This is a genomic window from Kitasatospora sp. NPDC054768, from assembly GCF_053612025.1.
Window position 1 is genome coordinate 1 of the sequence record NZ_JBSHBN010000144.1, and the last position, 24776, is coordinate 24776.

Annotated in this window: 23 protein-coding genes; 16 read left to right on the forward strand and 7 right to left on the reverse strand. The window is 73.3% G+C overall.

Translation table 11 applies throughout. The features are described 5' to 3' along the window. The first annotated feature begins 329 nt into the window (after positions 1–329). The gene (locus ACWGKU_RS31645) at positions 330–1523 is read left to right on the forward strand and encodes an RtcB family protein (protein WP_452177386.1); all 1194 of its coding nucleotides are present in this window, start codon (positions 330–332) and stop codon (positions 1521–1523) included. A 64-nt stretch (positions 1524–1587) separates the two neighbouring features. On the opposite strand, the gene ACWGKU_RS31650 is transcribed toward ACWGKU_RS31645, so the two are convergent. After that, positions 1588–1869, reverse strand: a complete 282-nt coding sequence (locus tag ACWGKU_RS31650; protein ID WP_049653316.1) for an HPr family phosphocarrier protein — start codon at positions 1867–1869, stop codon at positions 1588–1590. 228 nt (positions 1870–2097) lie between these two features. On the opposite strand from ACWGKU_RS31650, the gene ACWGKU_RS31655 reads away from it, so the two are divergent. The 4 genes from ACWGKU_RS31655 to ACWGKU_RS31670 all read left to right on the forward strand — a co-directional run bounded on the left by ACWGKU_RS31655 (position 2098) and on the right by ACWGKU_RS31670 (position 7585). Further along, positions 2098–4935, forward strand: a complete 2838-nt coding sequence (locus ACWGKU_RS31655) for a bifunctional acetate--CoA ligase family protein/GNAT family N-acetyltransferase (protein WP_452177387.1) — start codon at positions 2098–2100, stop codon at positions 4933–4935. Between the two features lie 91 nt (positions 4936–5026). Then, a complete protein-coding gene (locus ACWGKU_RS31660; RefSeq protein WP_359913254.1) occupies positions 5027–5626 on the forward strand; it encodes a DUF5998 family protein in 600 nt (199 codons plus the stop codon). 44 nt (positions 5627–5670) lie between these two features. Continuing rightward, positions 5671–6858, forward strand: coding sequence for an alkaline phosphatase family protein (locus ACWGKU_RS31665; RefSeq protein WP_359913253.1), 1188 nt, complete (start codon positions 5671–5673; stop codon positions 6856–6858). Positions 6859–6928: 70 nt separating this feature from the next. Continuing rightward, the gene (locus ACWGKU_RS31670) at positions 6929–7585 is read left to right on the forward strand and encodes a thymidine kinase (protein ID WP_380551291.1); all 657 of its coding nucleotides are present in this window, start codon (positions 6929–6931) and stop codon (positions 7583–7585) included. Positions 7586–7651: 66 nt separating this feature from the next. Here ACWGKU_RS31670 and ACWGKU_RS31675 read toward each other — a convergent pair whose 3' ends face one another. Then, a complete protein-coding gene (locus ACWGKU_RS31675; protein ID WP_401051475.1) occupies positions 7652–8395 on the reverse strand; it encodes a VOC family protein in 744 nt (247 codons plus the stop codon). A gap of 239 nt (positions 8396–8634) precedes the next feature. Between ACWGKU_RS31675 and ACWGKU_RS31680 the strand changes: the two genes are divergently transcribed. Continuing rightward, positions 8635–9513, forward strand: a complete 879-nt coding sequence (locus ACWGKU_RS31680; RefSeq protein ID WP_401051465.1) for a sulfurtransferase — start codon at positions 8635–8637, stop codon at positions 9511–9513. Between the two features lie 153 nt (positions 9514–9666). Here ACWGKU_RS31680 and sepH read toward each other — a convergent pair whose 3' ends face one another. Continuing rightward, entirely contained in the window at positions 9667–10746 is a 1080-nt protein-coding gene (gene sepH / locus ACWGKU_RS31685; protein WP_359913245.1) for a septation protein SepH, read from the reverse strand. A gap of 517 nt (positions 10747–11263) precedes the next feature. On the opposite strand from sepH, the gene ACWGKU_RS31690 reads away from it, so the two are divergent. Continuing rightward, a complete protein-coding gene (locus ACWGKU_RS31690; RefSeq protein WP_452191653.1) occupies positions 11264–12154 on the forward strand; it encodes a hypothetical protein in 891 nt (296 codons plus the stop codon). Here the strand turns inward: ACWGKU_RS31690 and ACWGKU_RS31695 are convergent. After that, the gene (locus ACWGKU_RS31695; RefSeq protein WP_452177389.1) at positions 12151–13485 is read right to left on the reverse strand and encodes a D-arabinono-1,4-lactone oxidase; all 1335 of its coding nucleotides are present in this window, start codon (positions 13483–13485) and stop codon (positions 12151–12153) included. The genes ACWGKU_RS31690 and ACWGKU_RS31695 overlap by 4 nt on opposite strands. A 105-nt stretch (positions 13486–13590) precedes the next feature. Continuing rightward, positions 13591–14859, reverse strand: a complete 1269-nt coding sequence (locus tag ACWGKU_RS31700) for an MFS transporter (RefSeq protein WP_401054866.1) — start codon at positions 14857–14859, stop codon at positions 13591–13593. Positions 14860–14991: 132 nt separating this feature from the next. Between ACWGKU_RS31700 and ACWGKU_RS31705 the strand changes: the two genes are divergently transcribed. Together ACWGKU_RS31705 and ACWGKU_RS31710 are read left to right on the forward strand one after the other, a co-directional pair. After that, on the forward strand, positions 14992–16134 hold the full coding sequence (locus ACWGKU_RS31705; protein ID WP_401054867.1) for a ferrochelatase: 1143 nt from the start codon (positions 14992–14994) through the stop codon (positions 16132–16134). A 68-nt stretch (positions 16135–16202) separates the two neighbouring features. Next, the gene (locus tag ACWGKU_RS31710; RefSeq protein ID WP_452177390.1) at positions 16203–17021 is read left to right on the forward strand and encodes an inositol monophosphatase family protein; all 819 of its coding nucleotides are present in this window, start codon (positions 16203–16205) and stop codon (positions 17019–17021) included. Between the two features lie 165 nt (positions 17022–17186). Here the strand turns inward: ACWGKU_RS31710 and ACWGKU_RS31715 are convergent, their stop codons facing one another. Continuing rightward, on the reverse strand, positions 17187–17372 hold the full coding sequence (locus ACWGKU_RS31715) for a hypothetical protein (RefSeq protein ID WP_030057688.1): 186 nt from the start codon (positions 17370–17372) through the stop codon (positions 17187–17189). Between the two features lie 444 nt (positions 17373–17816). On the opposite strand from ACWGKU_RS31715, the gene ACWGKU_RS31720 reads away from it, so the two are divergent. The 4 genes from ACWGKU_RS31720 to ACWGKU_RS31735 all read left to right on the forward strand — a co-directional run bounded on the left by ACWGKU_RS31720 (position 17817) and on the right by ACWGKU_RS31735 (position 21833). Then, the gene (locus ACWGKU_RS31720; protein WP_359913230.1) at positions 17817–18470 is read left to right on the forward strand and encodes a response regulator transcription factor; all 654 of its coding nucleotides are present in this window, start codon (positions 17817–17819) and stop codon (positions 18468–18470) included. Positions 18471–18543: 73 nt separating this feature from the next. Continuing rightward, positions 18544–19842, forward strand: a complete 1299-nt coding sequence (locus tag ACWGKU_RS31725) for a sensor histidine kinase (protein ID WP_380551270.1) — start codon at positions 18544–18546, stop codon at positions 19840–19842. 232 nt (positions 19843–20074) lie between these two features. Further along, positions 20075–21061 carry an acyl-ACP desaturase gene (locus ACWGKU_RS31730; protein ID WP_401052801.1) on the forward strand — a complete coding sequence of 329 codons (987 nt, stop codon included), beginning with the start codon at positions 20075–20077 and terminating at the stop codon, positions 21059–21061. Positions 21062–21533: 472 nt separating this feature from the next. Further along, the gene (locus ACWGKU_RS31735) at positions 21534–21833 is read left to right on the forward strand and encodes a DUF4193 domain-containing protein (protein WP_360355380.1); all 300 of its coding nucleotides are present in this window, start codon (positions 21534–21536) and stop codon (positions 21831–21833) included. Positions 21834–22123: 290 nt separating this feature from the next. Here ACWGKU_RS31735 and ACWGKU_RS31740 read toward each other — a convergent pair whose 3' ends face one another. Continuing rightward, positions 22124–22573: a DUF3093 domain-containing protein gene (locus ACWGKU_RS31740; protein WP_380350893.1), complete on the reverse strand. Its 450-nt coding sequence runs from the start codon at positions 22571–22573 to the stop codon at positions 22124–22126. 135 nt (positions 22574–22708) lie between these two features. On the opposite strand from ACWGKU_RS31740, the gene ACWGKU_RS31745 reads away from it, so the two are divergent. The 3 genes from ACWGKU_RS31745 (at position 22709) to ACWGKU_RS31755 (ending at position 24621) form a co-directional block, all read left to right on the forward strand. After that, positions 22709–23287, forward strand: a complete 579-nt coding sequence (locus ACWGKU_RS31745; protein WP_359913260.1) for a PaaI family thioesterase — start codon at positions 22709–22711, stop codon at positions 23285–23287. Further along, the gene (gene dut / locus ACWGKU_RS31750) at positions 23284–23751 is read left to right on the forward strand and encodes a dUTP diphosphatase (RefSeq protein ID WP_030239204.1); all 468 of its coding nucleotides are present in this window, start codon (positions 23284–23286) and stop codon (positions 23749–23751) included. Before ACWGKU_RS31745 ends, dut begins: the two co-directional genes overlap by 4 nt. A 69-nt stretch (positions 23752–23820) precedes the next feature. Next, positions 23821–24621: a DUF3710 domain-containing protein gene (locus ACWGKU_RS31755; RefSeq protein WP_380551264.1), complete on the forward strand. Its 801-nt coding sequence runs from the start codon at positions 23821–23823 to the stop codon at positions 24619–24621. Positions 24622–24776: the final 155 nt, after the last annotated feature.

Below are 24776 nucleotides of genomic sequence, written 5' to 3' on the forward strand. Positions count from 1 at the left end.
GTCCGGCCCGGTGGAGCACCCGCTCCGCCGGGCCGGACGCGTTTTTAAATCCATTGCGGGCCGCACCCGTTCCGTGGATAGATGTTCCCCGGCGCACAGCACGTGCGAACCGCGCACCGCGACTGCGGACCGCGCACCGCGACGAAGGAAGGGAGGCGGTCACCATGCGGGTCGAGCAAGCCATACGACGCTCCCCGAGGCCGTATTCCCCCTGCACCGTCGCCCCGGGCGCCTGAGCCCCACCCCCCTGAACTTCCCCGAGCCGCACCGGGATTCCTCGCGCGGCACCACGTTCCCTGAACCACCCGACCCCTGGAGGTCGTTCACCCATGTCGTACACCGAGGTACCCGGCGTCCGCGTTCCGATCCGGATGTGGACCGACCCGGCCACCGTCGAGGGCCAGGCCCTCCAGCAGCTGCGCAACATCAGCTCCCTGCCGTGGCTGCACGGCCTCGCCGTGATGCCCGACGTCCACCTGGGCAAGGGCGCGACGGTCGGCTCCGTCATCGCCATGAAGGACGCGGTCTGCCCGGCGGCGGTCGGCGTCGACATCGGCTGCGGGATGAGCGCGGTGAAGACCTCGCTCACCGCCGAGGACCTCCCGGACGACCTCTCCGTCCTGCGCCGCGAGATCGAGCGGGCCATCCCGGTCGGCCGAGGCCTGCACACCGACCCGGTCGACCCGTCCAAGCTGAACGACTTCCGCGCGGCGGGCTGGGACGACTTCTGGCGGCGCTTCGACGGCATCGCGGAGGACGTCAAGTGGCGCCGCGAGCGGGCGATGCAGCAGATGGCGACGCTCGGCGGAGGTAATCACTTCATAGAACTGTGTGTTGACACGACCGGTGGGGTCTGGCTGATGCTGCACTCCGGATCGCGCAACATCGGCAAGGAGCTGGCCGAGCACCACATGGGCGTCGCCCGCGCGCTGCCGCACAACCAGGGCCTGATCGACCGGGACCTGGCCGTCTTCCTGGCGAAGACCCCGGAGATGGCCGCCTACCGCCAGGACCTGTTCTGGGCGCAGGAGTACGCCAAGAACAACCGCGCGCTGATGATGGCGCTCTTCCAGGGCGTCGTCCGGCGCGAGTTCACCAAGGCGGAGGTCACCTTCGACGAGGTCATCAGCTGCCACCACAACTACGTGGCGGAGGAGCGGTACGACGGCGTCGACGTGCTGGTGACCCGCAAGGGCGCGATCCGGGCCGGCTCCGGCGACCTCGGGATCATCCCCGGCTCGATGGGGACGGGTTCCTACATCGTCCGCGGTCTGGGCAACGCGTCGTCGTTCAACTCCGCCTCGCACGGCGCCGGCCGCAAGATGAGCCGCACCGCGGCGAAGAAGCGGTTCACCGCCCAGGACCTGGTCGAGCAGACCAAGGGCGTGGAGTGCCGCAAGGACGGCGGCGTGGTGGACGAGATCCCGGGCGCCTACAAGAACATCGAGAAGGTCATCGAGCAGCAGAAGGACCTCGTCGAGGTGGTCGCGCACCTCAAGCAGGTCGTCTGCGTCAAGGGCTGACCGAAAGCCGATCGGGGTGCCGCCACACCGTGGCGGCACCCCGATCGGGTGTGTGCTGCGAGGCTCAGGCCGCGGCCGGGAGCTCGTCGAGGCCTTCGGAGACGAGCTTGGCGAGGCGGTCGAGGGCGTCGTCGGCGTTCTCGGCGTCGGAGGCGAGGATGACCTCGTCGCCGCCCTGGGCGCCCAGGCCGAGGAGGCCGAGCATGGAGGCGGCGTTGACCGGGTTGCCGCCGGGCTTGGCGATGGTGATCGGCACGCCGGTGGCCGTGACGGCCCGGACGAAGACGGAGGCGGGACGGGCGTGCAGGCCCTCGGCCCAACCGATGGTGACGCGGCGCTCAGCCATGAGACGTGCCTTTCCGGTGAAGCTGGTCACGGCCGTGCTCCGGGGGAGCGGGGGAAGCGGCCATGTTGTCTAGACCAGTGTTGCACGCAGGCGGCCCCTGGAAACCGCCGCGTTCAGGAGTTGTGATTGTTTCTTTTCGGGGCATAAAGCCCGGTCGATGGCGCTGTCCACCCTGCCGCGAGCACGTGCCCGGCGCCATTCGGCCCGCCGCCGGATAACCTGACGAATGTGGAAGACCCCGCGGTGGCGAACCCCGCGCAACCCGACTATCCGCAGCACTGGGAAGCGGACATCCTGCTGCGTGACGGTGGCACGGCCCGGATCCGGCCGATCACCCCCGCCGATGCCGGCCGGCTCGTGGAGTTCTACGAGCAGGTGTCGGACCAGTCCAAGTACTTCCGCTTCTTCGCCCCCTATCCGCGGCTCTCCGACAAGGACGTCCGCCGCTTCACCCACCACGACTTCGTGAACCGGGTGGGCCTCGCGGTGGTGGTCCGGGACCGCTTCATCGCCACCGTCCGGTACGACCGGATCGACGCCGAGGGCCGCCCCTGCGACACCGGCACCGACGCCGAGGTGGCCTTCCTCGTGCAGGACGCCCACCAGGGCCGCGGCGTGGCCTCCGCCCTGCTGGAGCACATCGCGGCGGTCGCGCAGGAGCGCGGCATCCGCCGCTTCCAGGCCGAAGTGCTGCCGGAGAACCGGAAGATGGTGAAGGTCTTCACCGACGCCGGCTACACCCAGCACCGCAGCTTCGCCGACGGCGTGGTGCACCTGGAGTTCGACCTCGAACAGACCGACCGCTCGCTCGCCGTGATGCGCGCCCGCGAGCACCGCGCCGAGGCGCGCTCCGTGCAGCGGCTCCTCACCCCGCGTTCGGTGGCGGTGATCGGGGTCTCCCGCACCCCGCAGACCGTCGGCCGGGCCATCCTGCGCGACCTGCTGGGGGACGACGCCCCGGCCGACCGCGCGGTGTACGCGGTGAACCGCAACGCCGCGCCCGGCGCCGAGCTGGATGGCGTCCCGGTCCACCGTTCGATTCTGGACATTCCCGGACCGGTGGACCTGGCCGTGATCGCCGTCCCCGAGGGCGCCGTCCCGGCCGCCGTCGCCGACTGCGGCGCCCACGGGGTGCAGGGCCTGGTGGTGGTCACCGCCGGCTACGCGGAGACCGGTCCGGAAGGCCGGGACCGCCAGCGCGCGCTGGTCCGCCAGGCCCGCGCGGCCGGCATGCGGGTGATCGGCCCGAACGCCTTCGGCCTGATCAACACCGACCCGCAGCACCCGCTGAACGCCTCGCTCGCCCCGCGCCTGCCCGGTAGCGGCGGCTTCGGGATCTTCTGCCAGTCCGGCGCGATCGGCGTGGCCCTGCTGGAGGCCGCCCACAAGCGCGGCCTCGGCGTCTCCTCCTTCGCCTCGGTCGGCAACCGCTCCGACGTCTCCGGCAACGACTTCCTCCAGTACTGGGCCGAGGACGACGCCACCCAGGTGGTGCTGCTGTACCTGGAGTCCTTCGGCAACCCGCGCAAGTTCACCCGGATCGCCCGCCGGCTGGCCGCCGTCAAGCCGGTCGTGGTGGTCAAGGGCGCCCGGCACACCGGCAGCCTGCCGCCCGGCCACGCCGTCCCCGCCACCGCCACCGGCCTGCGCGACGCCACTGTGGACGCGCTGTTCGAACAGGCGGGCGTCACCCGGGTGGCGACGATCACCGAGCTGTACGACACCGGCGAGCTGCTGGCCCAGCAGCCGCTGCCGCCGGGGGACCGGGTCGCGGTGGTCGGCAACTCCGACTCGCTCGGCCTGCTCACCTACGACGCCCTGCTGAGCGCCGGCCTGCGCCCGTGCACTCCCGTCGACCTCACCACCGCCGCGACCGGCGAGAACTTCCGGATCGCCCTGGACGTCGCGCTCGCCGACCCGGCCGTGGACGCGGTGATCGCCGTCGCCATCCCGCCGATCGGCACCTCCGCCCACGCCTTCATGGGCGGCCGGCTGACCGGCGAGGACGACCCGGCGATGGGCTCGGACGACCCGGCGATGGGCTCGGACGACCCGGAGATCGCCGCCGCCCTGCTCGAAGCGGCCCTGCGCGCCCGGGAGCTGGGCAAGCCGCTGCTGCTCACCCACCTGGCGCTGACCGACCTGCCGACCCGGCTGCGTCCCGGCGGCATCCCCGCCTACGCGGCGCCCGAGCGGGCCGTGAACGCCCTCACCCACGCCGTGCACTACGCGCAGTGGCGCCGCCGCACGGCCGAGGCCGAGGAGACGGCGCGCGTCCCCGAGCTGGACCGGATCGACGAGCCCGGCGCCCGCCGGCTGGTGGAGGCGGCGCTGAGCACCCGGGCCGCGGTCGCGGCGCGCACCCAGCCCGGCGGCGCCCGGATCACCCTGCCCGAGGCCGGGGCCCAGGAGCTGCTGGCCCGCTACGGGATCGACGTCTCCCCGGTGCGGCCGGCCCCGGACGAGGAGACGGCCGTACGGGCCGCGGGGACGCTCGGCTACCCGGTGGCCCTCAAGGCGACCGCCCCGCACCTGCGCCACCGCCCCGACCTGGGCAGCGTCCGGCTGGACCTGACCGACGAGGCGGGCCTGCGCCGCGCCCACCGCGAACTGGACGCGCTGCTCGGCGGCGCCGCGCAGGCCGAGCTGGTGGTCCAGCGGATGGCGCCGCGCGGCGTGGACACCGTGATCGCCGCCACGGTGGACCCGGCGGTCGGCGCGATCCTCTCCTTCGGCCTGGCCGGTGCGCCGGCCGAACTGCTGGGCGACACGGCGCACCGGCTGGTTCCGGCCACCGACCAGGACGTCGCCGGACTGATCCGGGAGGTCCGGGCGGCGCCGCTGCTGTTCGGCTGGCGCGGCGCCGAGGCGGTGGACACCGGCGCGCTGGAGGAGCTGCTGCTGCGGGTCTCGCAGCTGGTGGACGACGTTCCGGAGATCGCCTCGGTGGATCTCGAACCGGTGGTCGTGGCCCCGCACGGACTGGCGATCCTGGGGGCGCGGGTACGGGTCGCACCCCTGCCGGTCCGCAGCGATCTGGGCCCGCGCGCGATGAGCACGCTGTAACCTTCCTTGGTTGCGCCCTGCCCGGGCGCTGTTGTCCGAAGCTCGGCGCCGTGCCGCCCGCTTCGTCGGCGGACCATGCCAGGATGGAGATATGGCGAAGACCGGTACCACCACCACTCAGGACCTGCGCTCGGCTATCGAGCGCAGCGGCTACTACCCGGCCCTGGTGTCCGAGGCGGTCGAGTCCGCGGTGGGCCCGGAGCCGATCAGCTCCTACCTGGTGCACCAGGAGACGACGTTCGACGCCAACGAGGTGCGCCGGCACGTGACGGTGCTGGTGCTCACCCCGACCCGGTTCGTGGTGAGCCACACCGACGAGCAGTCCGGGGCCGAGGGCAGCCCGGCGGTGCCGTTCGCGACGACGTCGACGGAGAGCGTCCGGCTGGACCGGATCGGTTCGGTCGTGCTGAGCCGGATGGTGGCGAACCCCGAGACGTACACCCCGGGCACCCTGCCGCGCGAGGTGGTGCTGACGATCGGCTGGGGCGCGGTGCAGCGCCTGGACCTGGAGCCGGCCGGCTGCTCGGACCCGAACTGCGAGGCGGACCACGGCTACACCGGCTCGGCCACGGCCGACGACCTCTCCCTGCGGGTGAGCGAGGCCGGCGACGGCCCGGAGACGGTGGCCCAGGCGCTGGTGTTCGCCCGGGCGCTGTCCGACGCGACGATCAGCACCAGCCCGCGGGTCTGAGCTCCGCCGCATCCGACCGACCGCACCGCTACGAATCCGGTTCCATGTCCTTCGTTCCTGCCGACGGCTACGACGCCTTCGAGATCCTTGACCCGGCCACGGCCCCCGCGCCCCCGTACGGCAGCGGCTCGCTGTGCGACCTGCTGCCCTCGGTGGCGGCGGGGCTGGGCGTCCCCGGGTTCACCGCGACGCTCCCGATCGCCCCGGCGGACCGGGTGGTGGTGTTCCTGGTGGACGGCCTGGGCTGGGAGCTGCTGCTGCGCCACCCCGAGTACGCGCCGTTCCTGTCCTCGCTCGTCGGGAGTTCGCTGGGCGGCAGCGGGCGTCCGCTGACCGCGGGCTTCCCGTCGACCACGGCGACCTCGCTGGCCTCGGTCGGCACCGGCACGCCGCCGGGCCTGCACGGCCTGGCCGGGTACACGGTGGCGGTGCCGGGCGCCGGCTACCTGATGAACCAGCTGCGCTGGCAGCCGCCGACCGACCCGCACGCCTGGCAGCCGTACCCGACGGTCTTCGAGCGCACCCACCAGGCCGGGGTGGCGACCGCACAGGTCTCGTCCCCGCTGTTCGCCCAGACCCCGCTGACCAGGGTGGCGCTGTCCGGCGGCACCTTCCTCGGCCGCACCACGGGCGAGGAGCGGATGGACCTGGCGGCCTCCTGGCTGGCCGAGCACGACCGGGCGCTGGTGTACACCTACGTCAGCGAGCTGGACGGTGCGGGCCACCGTTTCGGGGTGGACTCGGACGAGTGGCGGATGACGCTGGACGCGGTGGACCGGCTGGCCCGCCGTCTGGCCGCGCAGCTGCCGCCGCGCTCGGCGATGTACGTGACGGCCGACCACGGCATGATCGACATCGCGCCGGAGGACCGGATCGACTTCGACGAGGACTGGGAGCTGGGCGCCGGCGTCGCCCTGCTCGGCGGCGAGGGCCGGGCCCGGCACGTGTACGCGGTGCCGGGTGCGGCGGCCGATGTGCACGCGGTCTGGAGCGAGGTGCTGGGCGACCGGATGTGGGTGGCCACCCGGGACCGGGCGATCGAGGCGGGCTGGTTCGGTCCGACGGTGGACGAGCGGGTGTACGCCCGGATCGGCGACGTGGTGGCCGCGGCGCGCGACGACATCGCGATCGTCGCCTCCCGCAACGAGCCCGGTGAGTCCGCGATGATCGGTCTGCACGGTTCGATGACCCCGGTCGAGCAGTTCGTGCCGCTGCTCGAAGTCCGCGGCTAGCCGGGCCGCGCCGCCCACTTGACTTATCTGTGCCCGAACTCCCTTGATTTGAAAGGCCTTTGCTCCACCCATGGCTGAACTGGTGTTCTTCTCGGGCACGATGGACTGCGGCAAGTCGACGCTGGCGCTGCAGATGGACCACAACCACACCGCGCGCGGCCGGCAGGGCGTGATCCTCACCCGCAACGACCGGGCGGGCGCGGCGACGATCTCCAGCCGGCTGGGCCTGCGCGCCGACGCGGTCGAGGTGACGGACGACTTCGACTTCCACGCGCACGTGGTGCAGCGGATCTCGGCCGGCGGGCGGGTGGACTACCTGATCTGCGACGAGGCGCAGTTCTTCGCGGCCGAACAGGTCGACCAGCTGGCCCGGGTGGTGGACGAGATGGACATCGACGTCTACACCTTCGGCATCACCACCGACTTCCGCACCCGGCTGTTCCCGGGCTCGCAGCGGCTGATCGAGCTGGCCGACCGGGTGGAGGTGCTCCAGGTCGAGGCGCTGTGCTGGTGCGGCGCCCGGGCCACCCACAACGCCCGGACGGTCGGCGGGGTGATGGTGGTCGAGGGCGCGCAGGTGGTGATCGGCGACATCTCGGTGGACCGGGACGAGGTCGGCTACGAGGTGCTGTGCCGCCGCCACCACCGCCGCCGGCTGACCGCCGCGACGGCGCGCGCCTCGGTGCTCTCCCCGGACGTGCTGCCCTTCGAGGAGCAGCAGGCCTGAGGGGATCGGCAGGCCCGAGGGGGCCGGCGGCCCGCAGGCACCGGCGCCCCCGGACGGTGGCGGCCGCTACGGAATCACTTCCAGCACGGAGAAGTGCCCGCCCTGCGGGTCGGCGAGCCGGGCGGCGCGGCCGCGGGCGGTGTCGTGCGGTTCGACCAGGACCCGGCCGCCGAGCTCCACGGCGTGACGGGCGGCCAGCCCGGCGTCGCGGACCACGAAGTGGGTGCGCCAGCGCGGCGGGTGGCCGCGCAGCTCGGCGCGGTGCCGGATGCCGGCGACCGGCCGCCCGCGCACCAGCAGCGCGGTCTCGTCCGCGGCGGAGCGGACCGGGCAGCCGAACACGGTGGAGTAGAAGGCGGCGGCGCCCTGGGCGTCGGGGGTGAGCAGTTCGGCCCAGGCCGGGGCGCCCGGTTCGCGGCCGGCCTCCCGGCCGAGGTGCTCCTCGCCCTGCCAGAGGCCGAAGACCGCACCGGAGACGTCGGCGGCGATGGCCATCCGCCCGGCGCGTTCGGCCTGGAGCGGTCCGACGGCGACGGTCCCGCTGCACTCGCGGACCAGCTGGGCGGTGCGGTCGGCGTCGTCCACGGCGAAGTAGGTGGTCCACTGCACCGGGAAGCCGGTGGCGGTGGAGACGCCGAGGCCGGCCACCGGCGCCCCGTCGAGCTCGGCCCGGACGTAGTCGCCGAGCTGCCCGGGCCCGGGCGTGTACGTCCAGCCGAGCAGGGCGCCGTAGAAGGCGCGGGCGCCGGGCAGGTCGTCGGTCAGCAGGCTGACCCAGCAGGGCGTGCCCTGGGCCAGTCGGAGTTCCACCGCGGGCAATGCGGGCCTCCTCGTGGGTGGTTGGCGCACGGAAATCCACGCGCGCGAGGGTGATGCTTCCACTCTGGCGGGCGCCCAACCCTCGGGCCGCGCGGAAAATCCGGCAAAGACCCCACAAAGAGCGGCGGTTCGGGCGTGTCCCGACGGATTCCGTCGGATTTCGCGGGTCGGACCGCGACAAGGAGCCGGATGCCCCGCCGCCGGGGCCGCGCTGCGCGACAATGGCCGCCATGACCACCACCTACAACGACGGTTCCCCGCTGATCTCCGCGGCCGAGCTGCGGGAGGCGCTGGCCTCCGCGCTGCCGCCGGTGCTGCTGGACGTGCGCTACCAGCTGGTCGGCGCCGCGCCGGGCGGCCCGACCGCGGCCGAGGAGTACCGGGCCGGTCACCTGCCCGGCGCCCACTTCGTCGAGCTGGACCGGGACCTGGCCGCCCCGCCCGGCGCCCCCGGCCGGGGCGGTCGCCACCCGCTGCCGGACCCGGAGGAGTTCGGCGCGGCGATGCGCCGTTTCGGGGTGAGTGCGCTGCGCCCGGTCGTGGTGTACGACGGCGCGGCCTCGATGGCGGCGGCCCGGGCCTGGTGGCTGCTGCGCTGGGCCGGGCACCGGGACGTCCGGGTGCTGGACGGCGGGTTCGCGGCCTGGCAGGGGGCCGGGCTGCCGGTGTCGACCGAGCTGCCGGAGCCGGGGGAGGGCGACTTCAAGCCGGTGCCGGGGCAGCTGCCGACGGTGGACGGGGACGGCGCCGCGGCCCTGGCGCGCGGCGGCCTGCTGCTGGATGCCCGGTCCGGGGAGCGCTACCGGGGCGAGAGCGAGCCGGTGGACCCGCGGGCCGGGCACATCCCGGGCGCGGTCTCGGCGCCGACGGCCGGGAACGTGGGCCCGGACGGCCGGTTCCGGCCGGCCGCCGAGCTGGCCGCCCGGTTCCGGGCGCTGGGTGCGGGGGAGCGGGAGACCGCGGTGTACTGCGGTTCGGGCGTGACGGCGGCGCACCAGATCCTGGCGCTGGAGGTGGCGGGTCTGCCGGCCGTGCTGTACCCGGGCTCGTGGAGCGAGTGGTCGAGCGACGAGTCGCGTCCGGTGGCGGTCACCGAGCAGCCGGGCTGAGCCGGCGCGCACCCTGCGGCGGGATCCCCCGACGGGTGCGCAGCGCTAGGGCGTGTCCGACCATTCCCGCCGGGTGCGCGGCGAATGGTCGGACACGCCCCAGGGGGCGCCGGCCCGGCCGACGCCCCCTACCACCGTGCTGCTGCTGCGCTACTACTCCTGCTTCTTGCGCCGGCTGCCGAAGACGATCTCGTCCCAGCTGGGCACGGTGGCCCGGCGCCCGGGCCGGACGCCGTCCGCCTCGGCCTGCCGGTCGGTGGTGCCGACCAGGCGCTCACGGTGCGGGGCGACGGCGCGCGGCATCAGGATGTCGGCGTAGGCCGAGCCCGCGCCGACGGCCGGGGCGGCCGCCGCAGCGGCCTCCTCGCTCTCCTCGGCGACCTCGGCGGGCACCGGTTCGATCGGGGCGGGGGCGCCGACGGCGAGGTCGCCGCGGAAGGCGGGGACCACGTCGAGCAGGCTGGTCAAGGAGTCCCGGGCCTCGGCGGTGGCCTCCCGCGACTCGCGGACCTCGCGGGCCGACATGATGCGGTCGGCCGAGGGCCGGTCGATCATCGGGCGGGGCGGCCGCTCGTGGGGGAGCCGGGCGATCCGCGGGATGAACGGGAAGACCGACTCCTCCTCGCGCTCGACGTTCTCGCCGATCAGCGCGCGGGCCTCGTCGTCGTTGGGCTGGACCAGGCGCCGGGGCGGGTCGTACGTCCAGGAGGCGCTGCGGCCCTCGCCGTCGGCCCGGTAGGAGAGGATGACCTCCCAGGTGCCGTCGTCGCGCCGCCAGGAGTCCCAGCGCTCGGTCTCCTTCTCGGCGCCGCGCAGCGCGAGCCGCTCGGCGACGGCCTCGCCGAGCTGCGGACCGGGGGACTCGCCGTTGCGGCGGATCGCGGTCTTGCGGGCGCGCTCGGCCATGAAGGCGCGTTCGGCGAGCACCGGGCCCTCGAAGCGGCGGACGCGGTCGACGGAGATGCCGGCCGCCTGGGCGACCTCCTCGGCGGAGGCACCGGCTCGTATCCGGGCCTGGATGTCCCGGGGCCGCAGATGGCTCTCGACCTCGATCTCGATCTGGCCGAGGCGCGGCCGGTCCCCGCGGATGGCGGCACGCAGCCGCTCATCGATGGGAAGGGTGTACTCCGTGCTGTCGGCAGCCTTGAGCACCAGCCGTGTGCCGTCGTTGCTGACGGCCACAACCCGCAGTTCGGGCACGGTTACCTCCCGGGTGGTGCCTGCCGACGTCACCTGCGTCGCTGCTCCCGTACTGAGTGTGGCCTGCCCACTGGCGACTGGCCACAACCTTGCTGAGTTCCCCGGCGTGTCGGGCTTATGCCCGCGCGCGCCGCTGTGGCACGGTTGCCTTTTTGCCACGCCGTCCGTCGGCGTCGCGCCTGGGTGTCCCGGCCGTCCTCGCACGCGGAGTGTTCGCGACGATCCGGGACCGGCGTCGCCGTGCGTGCCCGTTCAGTGGCTCCTCGTCAAGCTACCGGTGTAGACGTAGTCGACAAGTCGACCCAAGGCTCGGGCTTTACGAACAGTACTCCATTCGTGGCATCCAGCGGGGCGGCTCGCCGCTCAAGTCTCCCGCGATTCACGGGAATCTCAAGAGCGCGCTCCCCCAATGGCGGACCACCGTCGGATGAACGGTGATCATCTTCACACAATCCGGGTGCGGAGAACCGCATTTTCGTCCCTTGTGTCCTTCTTTGTGCAAGATGGAGAGCCTTGTTCGAGGAACAGTCGTACGGACCGAGGGATGTTGATGCCGGAGCGGAGCCCCGCCGAGGAGGGCGGAAAGGTCAAGGAGGAGCGCAGGCGCATCGATCTGAGTGTGGCTCAGGTCGCGGCGAGTGCGCTGGCCACGGTGGTGGGCGCGCTGCTGGCCTCCGAGCTGGGGGTGTACGGCACGATCCTGGGCGCCGCCGTGGTGAGCATCGGGGCCACCACCGGTGGCGCGGTGTTCCAGCACATCTTCAAGCGGACCGGTGAGCAATTGCGCGAGGCGGTGGACCGGGGGCCGAACCAGGCCGCCAACACCCTGCGGCAGGCGCCGGTGGAGACCGGGCCGTCCGGGACGCGGGCGCAGCCGCCGGTGATCACCTCGGAATGGAGCGAGCCGCAGGTGGTGCGGGCGCGCCGGCGGTGGGGCTGGAAGACGTACGCGGCGGTGTCCGGGCTGGTCTTCGTGCTGGCGATGGCGCCGATCGTGGCGTTCGAACTGGCCACCGGGCAGCCGGTGTCGGCGACGGTCAAGGGCGAGTCCGGCAACGGCACGTCCTTCGGCGGGGCGCTGACGTCCAAGTCCGACAAGTCCGACCGGCCGCAGGACGCCCCGACGGACCGGCCCGCCCCGGGCGGCCGCCCGGGCCAGGACACCGCGCCGTCCGGCGGGGCCTCGGCCCCGGCGACCACCCGGCCGAGCCGGGAGCCGGGCGACACGCCGAGCACCGGCGCGGGGACGGCCTCGCCCTCGGCGGGCCCGGGCGCGACCCCGTCGGCCGGCGCCTCCCCGTCGGCGGGCGGCGGGAAGCCCGGCGGCGGGACGACCCCGCAGCCGCCGGCGCCGAGCGACGCCCCGGCGAGGGAGCCGCTGAAGGAACCGGCGAAGGCACCGGTGGCCCCGTCGGCCGACGGGACCGCCGTGACCTCCTAGGACATGCGCTGGGCGCCCAGCACCCGGCGCAGGTAGTCGTTGCCGAACACCCGCTGCGGGTCGACCTCGTCGCGCAGCGCGGTGAAGTCGCCGAAGCGCGGGTAGACGCCGGCCAGGTACTCGGCGTCGCGGGTGTGCAGCTTGCCCCAGTGCGGCCGGCCCTGATGGGCGGTCATCAGCTGTTCGACGCCGGTGAAGTAGCCCTGGTCGGCGGTGCCCCGGTAGAGGTGGACGGCGATGTAGGCGCTGTCCCGGCCGGAGGCGGTGGAGAGCCAGAGGTCGTCGGCGGGGGCGAAGCGCACCTCGACCGGGAAGCTGACCTTCCAGTCGGAGCGCTCGACCAGGGCCTTCAGTTCGCGCAGCACCTCGCCGACGGCCGCGCGCGGCACCGCGTACTCCATCTCCACGAAGCGGACCTTGCGCGGGCTGGTGAACACCTTGTACGCGGTGTCGGTGAAGCTGCGTTCGGACCAGGCCCGGCTGGCCATCGAGGCGATCGAGGGGATCGAGCCGGGGAAGCGCCGGCCGACCCGGCAGGCGCCCTCCCAGACGGTGTTGGAGAGGAAGTCGTCCTCCAGCCACTCCTTGAACCGGGGCAGCGGGGCGGCCGGGCCCTGGCTGCGGTTGTTGCGCTTGGTGGCGCAGCGGTCGGTGTGCGGGAACCAGTAGAACTCGAAGTGCTCGTTGACGGCGGTGAGGTCGTCCAGGCGCTCCAGCACCTCGTCGAAGCCCATCGGCTGTTCGTGCGCGGTGAGCAGGAAGGCCGGCTCGACGCCGAAGGTGAGCGCGGTGATCACGCCGAGGGCGCCGAGGCCGAGCCGGGCGCCCTGGAAGAGCCGGGGGTTCTCGGTGGGGGAGCAGTGCCGGACGGTGCCGTCGGCGAGGACGATCTCCAGGGCGCGGATCTGGGCGGCCAGCGAGCCGGAGTCGCGGCCGGTGCCGTGGGTGCCGGTGCTGGTGGCGCCGGCCACGGTCTGGACCTCGATGTCGCCCATGTTGGTCAGCGAGAGGCCCTCGGCGGCGAGGACCCGGTTGAGCCGGTGCAGCGGGAGGCCGGACTCGACGGTGATGGTGCCGGCCTCGCGGTCGATCCCGCGGACGGCGGTGAGCGCGTGCGGGCGGATCTGGACGCCGTCGCCGGCGGAGGCGATGGAGGTGAAGGAGTGGCCGGAGCCGACGGCCTTGACGGTGCGGCCCTGTTCGGCGGCCCGCAGGATCTCCTTGGCCAGTTCCTCCGCGGTGCCGGGGGCGGCGGCCCGGGCGGGCCGGGCGCTCTGGTTGCCGGCCCAGTTGGTCCACCGGGTGGGGGTCGCGGTACTGGCCTGGGGCATTGCGCTGCCTCCTGCTCCGTGGCCGAACGGGTCGGCGCGGTCCGGGGCGGCGCTACCGCCCTACCCGCCGGTACGGCCCGCGGGTAGGGCGAGAGACTAGTCAGTTCACCGGTCGGCGTCTACGGGTCGTCCGGCCCCGTCGGCGGCCGCCTCGGCGGTGGGTTCGGTGGCCAGTCCGGCGCGCAGCCGGGCGAGGCCGGCGAGGGCGGCGACCACGCCGAGCAGGCCGGCGGCCAGCGGCACCCAGTAGCCCGCGGCGGCTCCGGAGGCGTCGACCACCCAGCCGCCGGCCGAGGACCCGACCGCGACGCCGAGGGCCAGGCCGGTGGTGGTCCAGGTCATGCCCTCGGTCAGCTGGGAGGCCGGGACGAGCCGTTCGACCAGGGCCATCGCGGTGATCAGGGTGGGGGAGATGGCGATGCCGGCGATCAGCAGCGCGGCGCCGACCGCGACCAGCCCGCCGACGCCGTGCACCGCGTGGGCGACCAGCAGCAGCGGCACCATGCTGACCGCCATGAACAGGACGCCGACGAGGAAGCGCACCGCCATCGAGCCGGTGAGTTTGAGGGTCCCGAAGACCACCCCGGCCAGGCAGGAGCCGAGCGCCCACAGGGCGAGGATCACGCTGGAGATCGACTTGTGGCCCTGGGCCTCGGCGTAGGCGACGGTGACCACCTCGACCGAGCCGAAGATCGCGCCGGTGGCGACGAAGGTCACGATCAGCACCTGGAGGCCGCGGTTGAGGATGACCGAGCCGCCCGCGTGCCGGGCGGCCGGGTGGACCGGCGGCTCGGTGGAGCGCTGCCCGGCGAACAGCAGCACGCCGACGGCGAGGAAGATCCCGGCGAGCAGCACGCCGGCCTCGGGGAAGACGGAGGTGGCCAGGCCGATGGAGAGGATCGGGCCGACGATGAAGCAGACCTCGTCGACCACGGCCTCGAAGGAGTAGGCGGTGTGCAGCTTGCCGGTGTCCTCGCGGTAGAGGTGGGCCCAGCGGGCGCGGACCATCGCACCGGTGCTGGGCATCACTCCCATGCCGGCGGCGAAGAGGAACAGCGTCCAGTCCGGGGCCTCCAGCCGGGCGCAGAGCAGCAGGCCGGTGACGGCGACGATGGTGAGCGCCATGGCGGGGACGATGATCCTCCGCTGGCCGTGCCGGTCCACCAGCCGGGAGACCTGGGGGCCGAGGATCGCGGCGGAGACCGCGAGGCAGGCGGAGACCAGGCCGGCCACTCCGTAGGAGCCTCTGAGCTGGGACAGCATGGTCACGATGCCGATCCCGGTCATGGAGATCGGCAGTCGGGAGACGAAGCCGGTGGAGGAGAAGGCCAGAGTGCCGGGGGAGGCGAATATCTGGCGGTAGCTGGACAGCACGGGAGCTCCGGGCAGGGGGAGTAAGGAACAAGGCTGGCAAACACAGCTTACGTACGTTGGCAAACGGTATTTTCCGGACACCCGCGCGGCCCCCGCGACGGCGCTCGGCCCCTCAGTGGCAGGATCGGTGCCATGTCCGACGCGCGCAAACCCTCCCCCTCCGGCGCCGCCCCGTACGACGCCCTGCTGCTGCTCTCCTTCGGCGGGCCCGAGGGCCCCGAGGACGTCGTCCCGTTCCTGGAGAACGTCACCCGCGGCCGCGGCATCCCCAAGGAGCGGCTGAAGGAGGTGGGCAAGCACTACTTCATGTTCGGCGGGGTCAGTCCGATCAACGGGCAGAACCGCGAGCTGCTCGCCGCGCTGCGCAAGGACTTCGCCGAGCACGGGCTGGACCTGCCGGTCTACTGGGGCAACCGGAACTGGGCGCCCTACCTGGTTGACACCCTGCGGGAGCTGGCTGCCGACGGCCACCGCCGGATCGCGGTGCTCGCCACCAGCGCCTACGCCGGCTACTCGGGCTGCCGCCAGTACCGGGAGAACCTGGCCGACGCGCTGGCCGCGCTCGCAGAGGAGGGCGTGCCCGCTCTGCGGTTCGACAAGCTGCGGCACTTCTACAACCACCCGGGCTTCGTCGAGCCGATGACCGACGCCGTCCTGGCCGCCCTGGAGGAGCTGCCCGAGGCCGTCCGCCCCGGCGCCCGGCTGGCGTTCACCACCCACTCCGTCCCGGACTCGATGGCCGAGACCTCCGGCGCCCCGGACGACCCGGCCCGCGGCGAGCCCGGCGGCGCGTACGTCGCCCAGCACCTGGACGTGGCCCGGCTGATCGCCGCCGCGGTGGCCGACCGCACCGGCGTGGCCGAGCGGCCGTGGGAGCTGGTGTACCAGAGCCGCAGCGGGGCCCCGCACACCCCGTGGCTGGAACCCGACGTCTGCGACCACCTGGAGGCCCAGCACGCCGACGGCGCGCCCGCCGTGGTCATGGTTCCGATCGGCTTCGTCTCCGACCACATGGAGGTCAAGTACGACCTCGACACCGAGGCCGTGGCCAAGGCCGCCGAGCTCGGCCTGCCGGTGGCCCGGGCCGCCACCGTCGGCGCCGACCCCCGGTTCACCGCGGCGGTGCGCGAGCTCGTCCTGGAGCGGGCCGCCGTCGAGCGCGGCGAGCGGGTGACCCGCTGCGCCCTCGGCACCCTCGGCCCCAGCCACGACGTGTGCGCGGTGGCCTGCTGCCCGAACCCGCGCGCCCCGCGTCCGGCCGTCGCCGAGCACTGACCGCCCGTCCCGCGCGCCCTGTCCGTCCCGCGCGTCCCGTCCGTCCCGTCGCTCCGGAGGAGAACCCCGTGCCCACCCCCGCCCTGCCCGACGACCGGCTCCTCGACGACCTGCTGGAGGTCGCCCTCGACGCGGCCCGGCAGGCCGGCGCGCTGCTGCGCGACGGCCGCCCCGCCGACCTCGGCGTGGCCGGCACCAAGAGCAGCCCGGTCGACGTGGTCACCGAGATGGACCTCGCCTCGGAGAAGCTCGTCCTGGAGCTGATCACCGACCGCCGCCCGGAGGACGGCTACCTCGGCGAGGAGGGCGCCGAGCGGCCGGGCACCAGCGGGGTCCGCTGGGTCGTGGACCCGCTCGACGGGACGGTCAACTACCTGTACGGGCTGCCCTCCTGGGCGGTCAGCGTGGCCGCCGAGGTGGACGGCCGCGCGGTCGTCGGCGTGGTGTACGCCCCGGCCCGCGGCGAGCTGTTCCACGCCGTCCTGGGCCGCGGTGCCCGCCTCGACGGCCGGCCGGTCTCGGCCCGCCCCGCCCCGCCCTGGGGCCAGGCGCTGATCGCCACCGGTTTCAACTACGTCCAGTCGGTGCGGGTCCGGCAGGCCGAGGTGCTGCTGGCACTGATGCCGCAGGTGCGCGACATCCGCCGGGGCGGGGCGGCCGCGGTGGACTTGTGCGACGTCGCCGCCGGGCGGCTGGACGGCTACTACGAGCGCGGCCTCGCCCCCTGGGACCGGGCGGCCGGCTGCCTGATCGCCGCCGAGGCCGGGGTCCTGGTCGGCGGCCGTCCCGGGCACGGCCCCGACGGCGAGCTGACCGTGGCCGCCGCCCCCGGGGTGTACGAGCCGCTCCAGGAGCGGCTGGCCGCGCTGCGCGCCTGGGCGGACTGACCGGTTCCGCCCCGCCCCGCCCGCGGAACCCACGGGCGTGGGCGGTGCGGCCCCGGACATGCGAAGAGCCCTGGCATACGGGGAATGCCAGGGCCTGGGTTTCGCACGGCCCCCGCAGGGCCGCTGGTGCCGGAGATCCGGCGACTGGTCGGTGTGCCGGACGGGTCAGGCAGCGGTGCGGTGGCGCTCCAGCACCGTGTCCACGCCGTGCTCGGCGGCGAGTCGGCGGAGGTCGTCCAGCTCGGACTGCTCCACCTCGGCGAGGAACTCGTCCCCGGCCTCGATCGCGCGGTGCAGATCCTGCTCGGCGTTGGCTATGCGCTGCAGGATTCCGGCCTTGAAGGCGTCCATACGGGCCCCCTTACTGTGTCGGACGTGCACGGTCGTGCGCTCTCCGCCCCGAGGAGGTCCAGCCGGTGAAAGCACCGAGCCCGGATGGTGGTGAAGGTCCGGATAGGTGCGGAGACGGCCCTTCGGCCGCTCCCGGTGATGTCCCAGCCCCAGGGCCGGCGCGGATGAACGCACGGCGGGTGGGTGCGACCGGCCGTCAGCCAGATCGCGGGTGTGCAGCTGTCCTCCCCGCCCCGGAGGGCGGGAAACCTCCCGGCGGAAGAAAGTTGCCTGTGTCACAGTCCAAGCGGAGTGCTGCGGGTGCGAACGGTGACGGCCGGGGGCTCCGGCTCCGTGCCCGAGGGGCAGCTTATCGCTGCTTTACCGCCGGACCAGGCAGGATGGAGGCACCGTCGGAGCCGTGCGTCCGCTTTCCGGGGCCGGCCTGGAGAAGGGACAACGACCGTGCGGGTTCTCGTCGTCGAGGACGAGCAGCTGCTCGCCGAGGCCGTCGCTACCGGCCTGCGCCGCGAGGCGATGGCCGTCGACGTGGTGTACGACGGGGAGGCCGCGCTCCAGCGCATCGCGGTCAACGACTACGACGTCGTCGTCCTGGACCGCGATCTTCCGCTGGTGCACGGGGACGACGTCTGCCGCAAGGTGGTCGAGCAGGGCCTGGCCACCCGGGTGATCATGCTGACCGCCTCCGGCGACATCAGCGACCGGGTCGAGGGCCTGGAGATCGGCGCGGACGACTACCTTCCGAAGCCGTTCGCCTTCAGCGAACTCGTCGCCCGGGTAAGGGCGCTGGGCCGCCGCGCGACCGTCCCGCTGCCCCCGGTGCTGGAACGCGCCGGCATCTCGGTCGACCCCGGCCGGCGCGAGGTGATCCGCGACGGACGCACCGTTCAGCTCGCCCCCAAGGAGTTCGCCGTCCTGGAGGTGCTGATGCGGGCCGGCGGCGCCGTCGTCTCGGCCGAGCAGCTCCTGGAGAAGGCCTGGGACGAGCACACCGACCCGTTCACCAACGTCGTGCGCGTCACCGTGATGACGCTGCGCCGCAAGCTCGGCGACCCGCCGGTGATCGTCACCGTGCCGGGCTCCGGCTACCGGATCTGACGACCGGAGTCCGCCCGACCCCGGACTCCCCGCCGTACGCGCCCGCCCCGGCGGACGCCCCGAGAGGACCATCATGACCACCCCGCCCCCGGCCGGCGGGGCCTCCGGCGCGCCCGCCGGCGGCCCGCGTGCCGTCCCGCCGAAGCCCCTGACCCCGCCGCGCGTCCACCGCCCCGGGCACTACACCCCCGGCGACGGCATGCTCGCCTGGCTGCCCTTCCGCCCCACCATCCGGATGCGGCTCACCTTGCTCTACGGCGGGATGTTCCTGATGGCCGGCGTGGTGCTGCTGCTCCTGATGTACGTGTTCTTCCAGGACGCCGTCTCGTACCTGGCGCCGCGCAAGCTGGTCTTCGACGGCAGCCTCCGGGTCACCAGCCCCGACGGCGTCAGCACCACCATGAACAGCACGGACTACAACCAGTGGCAGGCCGCCGACTACCTGGCGCGCTCCAACTCCGCGCTCAACACCCTGCTGCGCAAGTCGCTGACCATGCTGGTCTGCCTCGCCGTGATCGCCTTCGCGGCGGGCTACGCGATGGCCGGCCGGGTGCTGCGCCCGCTCGGCCGGATCACCCGCACCGCCCGCGACGTGGCCTCCTCCGACCTGCACCGCCGGATCGAGCTGGACGGCCCGGACGACGAGCTCAAGGAGCTCGCCGACACCTTCGACGGCATGCTGGACCGGCTGGACCGCTCCTTCGACTCCCAGCGGCGCTTCGTCGCCAACGCCTCGCACGAGCTGCGCACCCCGCTGGCGATCAACCGCACCCTGCTGGAGGTCCAGCTCTCCGACCCGGCGGCCTCGTCCGACCTCCAGCAGCTGGGGAGGACCCTGCTGGCCACCAACGAGCGCAGCGAGCAGCTGGTCGAGGGCCTGCTGCTGCTCGCCCGCAGCGAGAACGAGCTGACCGACCGGCGCCCGGTGGAGCTGTCCGAGGTGGCCACCCGGGCGCTGGAGCAGACCCGCGGCGAGGCCGACAAGCGCGAGGTCGAGCTGCGCTCGAAGCTCGATCCGGCCATGGCCGCCGGCAACGGCGTGCTGCTGGAGCGCCTCGCGCTCAACCTGCTGCAGAACGCCGTGCGCTACAACACCCCGGGGGGCTGGGTCGAGCTGGCCACCACGGCGGTGCCCGGCGGCGGCGAGCTGGTGGTCTCCAACACCGGCCCGGTGGTGCCCGGGTACGAGCTGGAGCACATCTTCGAGCCGTTCCGCCGGATCAAGGGCGCCGATCGCACCCGCAGCGACAAGGGGGTCGGACTCGGCCTGTCCATCGTCCGCTCGGTGGTGCGCGCCCACGGCGGCACCATCGAGGCCACGCCGCGCGCCGGTGGCGGACTCACCATGAGGGTCCGCATCCCCTCTCCGTAAGGGTCGAACGACCCTTCCGTAGGCGACCGTTCCCAGCCGCCCCCGCCAGGCCCGTCAAGACGACATAAGGCCTGGCGGGGGCGGCTTGTCTTTTCCGGCCCAAGCAACTTACGGTGTCGTAACCTACGCAACCGTAGGTGAATCCGTCGGCGGCCCGCCGGCGGGTCCGCACGAAGTGTCCCCGTCTCAACGCGCCCGTCCCAGCGCGTGCCGTCCCCTCAGGAGCAAGACCGTGACCATCGCCCCTGTGCAGAGCAGCAGCTCCCCGCTCGTCGCGAGCGGCTGGACCGACGCGCGGCTGATCCTCGCCCTCGAAGAGGTCGTCGAGAAGGAGCTCAACCGCCACCTGTCCGTGGCGAAGGAGTGGATGCCCCACGAGTTCGTCCCGTGGAGCCAGGGCCGCGACTTCGACGGCGTGCTGGGCGGCGAGGCCTGGTCGCTGGAGCAGTCCCAGGTGACCTCGGTGGGCCGGGTGTCGCTGGTGGTGAACCTGCTGACCGAGGACAACCTGCCCAGCTACCACCACGAGATCGCGACCATGTTCGGCCGCGAGGGCGCCTGGGGCACCTGGGTGCACCGCTGGACGGCCGAGGAGGGGCGCCACGGGATAGCGATCCGCGACTACCTGCTCGCCACCCGGGCGGTCGACCCGGTGGAGCTGGAGCGGGCCCGGATGAGCCACATGTCCGAGGGCTTCGAGTCCGACAACGCGCACAGCATGCTGCACTCGGTCGCGTACGTGGCCTTCCAGGAGCTCGCCACCCGCATCGCGCACCGCAACACCGGCAAGTACGCCGGCGACCCGCTCTGCGAGCAGCTGCTGGCGAAGATCGCCAACGACGAGAACCTGCACATGGTCTTCTACCGGAACCTGCTGAAGGCCGCCCTGGAGATCGCCCCGGACCAGGCCATGCGGGCCGTCGCCGACGTGGTCACCGACTTCCGGATGCCCGGCCACGGAATCCCCGGCTTCGAGCGCGCCGCCGCGCAGATCGCCATCGGCGGGGTGTACAACCTGCGCATCCACCACGACGACGTGCTCCAGCCGGTGCTGCGCCACCTCAGGGTCATGGAGATCGGCGGGCTCGGCCCGGAGGGCCTGCTGGCGCAGAACGAGCTGGGCGTCTTCCTGGACGGGCTGGACGACCAGGCCCGGAAGTTCGAGGAGCGCCAGGCCGCCCTGCTGGCCCGCCGCGCGGCTCGGAAGACCGCCGGCTGAGGCCCGGCACCGGGCGGTCGGAGTGGGTGGATTTTCCGTGATTTGACCAGGAAGATTCTTAACGTGACCAAGCTCACATCGTGTCGCTCCGCGATTCCGGGCAACCCCGGAGAGTGATCACCGGCCCAGGGGTGCCGATCGCCGTCCGTGACCGGATTTCGGCCCCCGGCCGGTCCACGGGATCGGTCGGTCTCCCTGGTGGGCACGGGATTTCCCAGGCGCCCGCACCGGTCTTGCTCACTGTGCGTGTCTGGTTTATCGGGTCCGACAGGGGTCGGCGATGGCCCAGCGTGAGGCCTTCCGCAGGCCCGGGGATCACCCCGATGGAGCCCGGGCTGAGTGTCGATTGAGTAACAGGGCTTGAAGTAAGGCAAAATCTCCGCCTCGGGTCGGGCACAAGACCGACCCCCCATGCGTTACGTGCGCTGGAGATACCGCACACACCGCACAACCCGGAGGGGGAGAGCGACAAATGGCAACCGACTACGACACCCCACGCAAGACCGACGATGACGTCAACGAGGACAGCATCGAAGAGCTCAAGGCTCGGCGGAACGACAAGGGCGGCGGCTCTGTCGACGTCGACGAGTTCGACGCCGCGGAGGGCATGGAGCTTCCCGGCGCCGACCTCTCGAACGAGGAACTCGCCGTCCGTGTCCTGCCGAAGCAGGCCGACGAGTTCACCTGCATGAGCTGCTTCCTGGTGCACCACCGCAGCCAGCTCTACAGCGAGAAGAACGGCAACCCGATCTGCCGGGACTGCGGCGCCTGAGCACCGCGGCGGACAGGGCCCGGTGCCCGCGGCTGCGCCCGCGGGACCGGCACACCGCTCCTTCCGGCCCCGGGCAGCGGGGCCGGACGGCAGGTCCGGGTACCGTCCGGCAGGACGGGCCCGGGAGGACGGAGTCGGCCGGAGACCCGGTCAGGACAAAGTCGTAGGGACGGTCCCGCAGCAGCGGAACCGTCCCTCTCGGTTTGTCCGGCCTCTTCGGTTCGTCCGGCCGGCCCCTTCGTCCGGCCCGGGTCCGGGCCCGGCCGGCTCACGGCCGGCTCGGGCCCGCCTCAGGTGCGGGCGCCGCGCCGGGCGTCCTCCAGGGCCTCCGCCAGCTTCATCGGCGAGCGGGTCGACAGGTAGAGGTACGGCGTCGGGTCGGCCGGGTCGGTCACCTCGACCCGCAGCGCCGTCGGGACGTAGCTGCGCAGCAGCATGAAGGCGCGCGGATCGGCCTTCGGGCCGCGCCAGGCCGCCGCCTCGGCGGGGCTCAGCGCCTGAGCGTCGCCGAGCGCGTCCACCGGGATCCGGGCCGGGCCGGCCACCAGTGAGCCCTGGACCACGCGGATGCGGGCCGAGCCGTAACTGCTGATCGCGACCGCGCCGGCGGCGATGCCGACCACCAGCCCGATCAGCGCGGCCGGACCGCTGACCCGGATCAGGATCAGCGCGAGCGTGAGACCCACCGCGATCGGGAGCAGCCACCAGGAACGCGGCACCGTGAGGCGTTCGTCGTACATGCCCCCCATTGTGGTCGCCCTGACGTCCGGCGCGGGACGCCACCCCCACCGGAGGCTCCCTACCCCTGGGTAGGGTTGGCCCCCGTGACCGGTACGACAGCCCCCAGCACCCCCACCGACCGGCCGGCGCCCGTCATGCCGCCGACCCCGACCACCCCGCCGCCGGACGCCGTCCTGCCGGAGCGCCACCCCCGGGCGCCCGCCCCCGGCACCCGGCTCGGTTCCCACTACGAGCACTGCTTCGGCTGCGGCCCGCAGCACCCCGGCGGCCTGCGGATCGACGCGGTCGCCGGCGAGGGACTCGACGTCACCGCCGAGTTCGCCGTCCGCGACGCCCACCAGGGCGGCCCGGGCCTGGCCCACGGCGGGCTGCTGACCACCGCCATGGACGAGACCCTCGGCACGCTCAACTGGCTGCTGCACGCCCCCGCCGTGACCGGCCGGCTGGAGACCGACTTCCTCAGCCCGGTGCCCGTCGACTCGGTGCTGCACCTGCGCGCCTGGATCACCGGTGTGCACGGCCGCAAGATCTACAGCGCAGCCGAGGCGCGGATCGGCGGTCCGGACGGACCGCTCGCCGTCCGCGCGCAGGCCCTCTTCATCCAGGTGAAGCTGGAACACTTCACCACGCACGGTCGCCCCGAGGACATCGAGAAGGTCCTCGACGACCCGGATCTGATGAAGCGCGCACGAGCCTTTGAGGTGAACCCTTGAGCGATACCCCCCGCCCGCAGCTGGACGTCCTGATCAAGCGCATCGACCCCGAGCTGCCGCTGCCCGCCTATGCGCAGCCCGGGGACGCCGGTGCCGATCTGCGCACCACCGTCGACGCCGAGCTGGCGCCCGGCGAGCGGGCCGTCCTGCCCACCGGCATCGCCGTCGCCCTGCCGGACGGCTACGCGGCCTTCGTCCACCCCAGGTCCGGGCTCGCAGCTCGTTGCGGCGTTGCCCTCGTGAACGCCCCGGGGACGGTCGATGCCGGGTACCGTGGAGAGATCAAGGTGATCGTCGTCAATCTGGACCCGCGCGAGGGGGTCAGCTTCCGCCGAGGGGACCGGATCGCCCAGCTGGTGATCCAGCAGGTCGAGAAGGCCCGTTTCCACGAGGTGGAGGAGCTGCCTGGGTCGGCACGTGCCGAGGGCGGGTTCGGGTCGACCGGCGGCCACGCCGCGGTCTAGCATGCCCGCGGCCTCGCAGGAAGCCGAGCAGGTATTCGCATCGGTCTTGGACCGGGAAGGACAGTGACCGTGTTCCGTCGTCGCCAGAAGAGCGAGGACGCTGTCGAGCAGCTCGCCGACGACGCCATCAGCGCCGACGAGACGGCCGATGACGTCGAAGGTTCCGCCGAGAGCGAGAACGTGACCGAGCTGGACCCGGCCGACAGGGTCGGCCTGCCGCCGGCCCCCCGGCCGGACGGTCCGTGGGACCACTCCGAGCTCGAGAACCCCGAGGAGGGGCGAGTCGACCTCGGGGGTCTGCTGGTCCCCGGTGTCGAGGGCATGGAGCTGCGCGTCGAGGTCGCCGGTGACGCGATCGTGGCCGCCACCCTCGTGCTCGGCAACAGCGCCATCCAGCTCCAGGCCTTCGCGGCCCCGAAGTCCGAGGGCATCTGGGGGGAGGTCCGGGAGGAGATCGCCAACGGCATCACCTCGCAGGGCGGCCTCATCGAGGAGGAGGAGGGCCCGCTCGGCTGGCACCTCCGCGCCCAGGTCCCGGTGCAGCTGCCGGACGGCACCCAGGGGGTGCAGCTGGTGCGGTTCGTCGGCTGCGACGGCCCGCGCTGGTTCCTGCGCGGTGTGATCTCGGGCCAGGCCGCGGTGCAGCCGGAGATGGCCGGGATCCTGGAGCAGGTCTTCCGGCAGACGGTCGTCGTGCGCGGCGAGTCCCCGATGGCTCCCCGTGACCCGATCGTCCTGAAGCTTCCCGAGGACGCCCAGATGGTCGCCGACGGTGGCGGGGCCGCCGCCGCCGGCGAGGGCGACAACCGCTTCGGCGGCACCTCGCTCGACCCGTTCGCGCGCGGTCCGGAGATCACCGAGGTCCGCTGACCCGGCTCCGACCGGCATCGACCGGCACTGATCGCCTCTGCCCGGACCCCCGGGCAGGGGCGATTTGCATGTGGCGGGCCGGTCCCCGTACAGTTCCGGAGTCGCCGCGGGAGACCGGGGCGGCAAAGCGGAAAGCAAATCCGATGAATGAAACT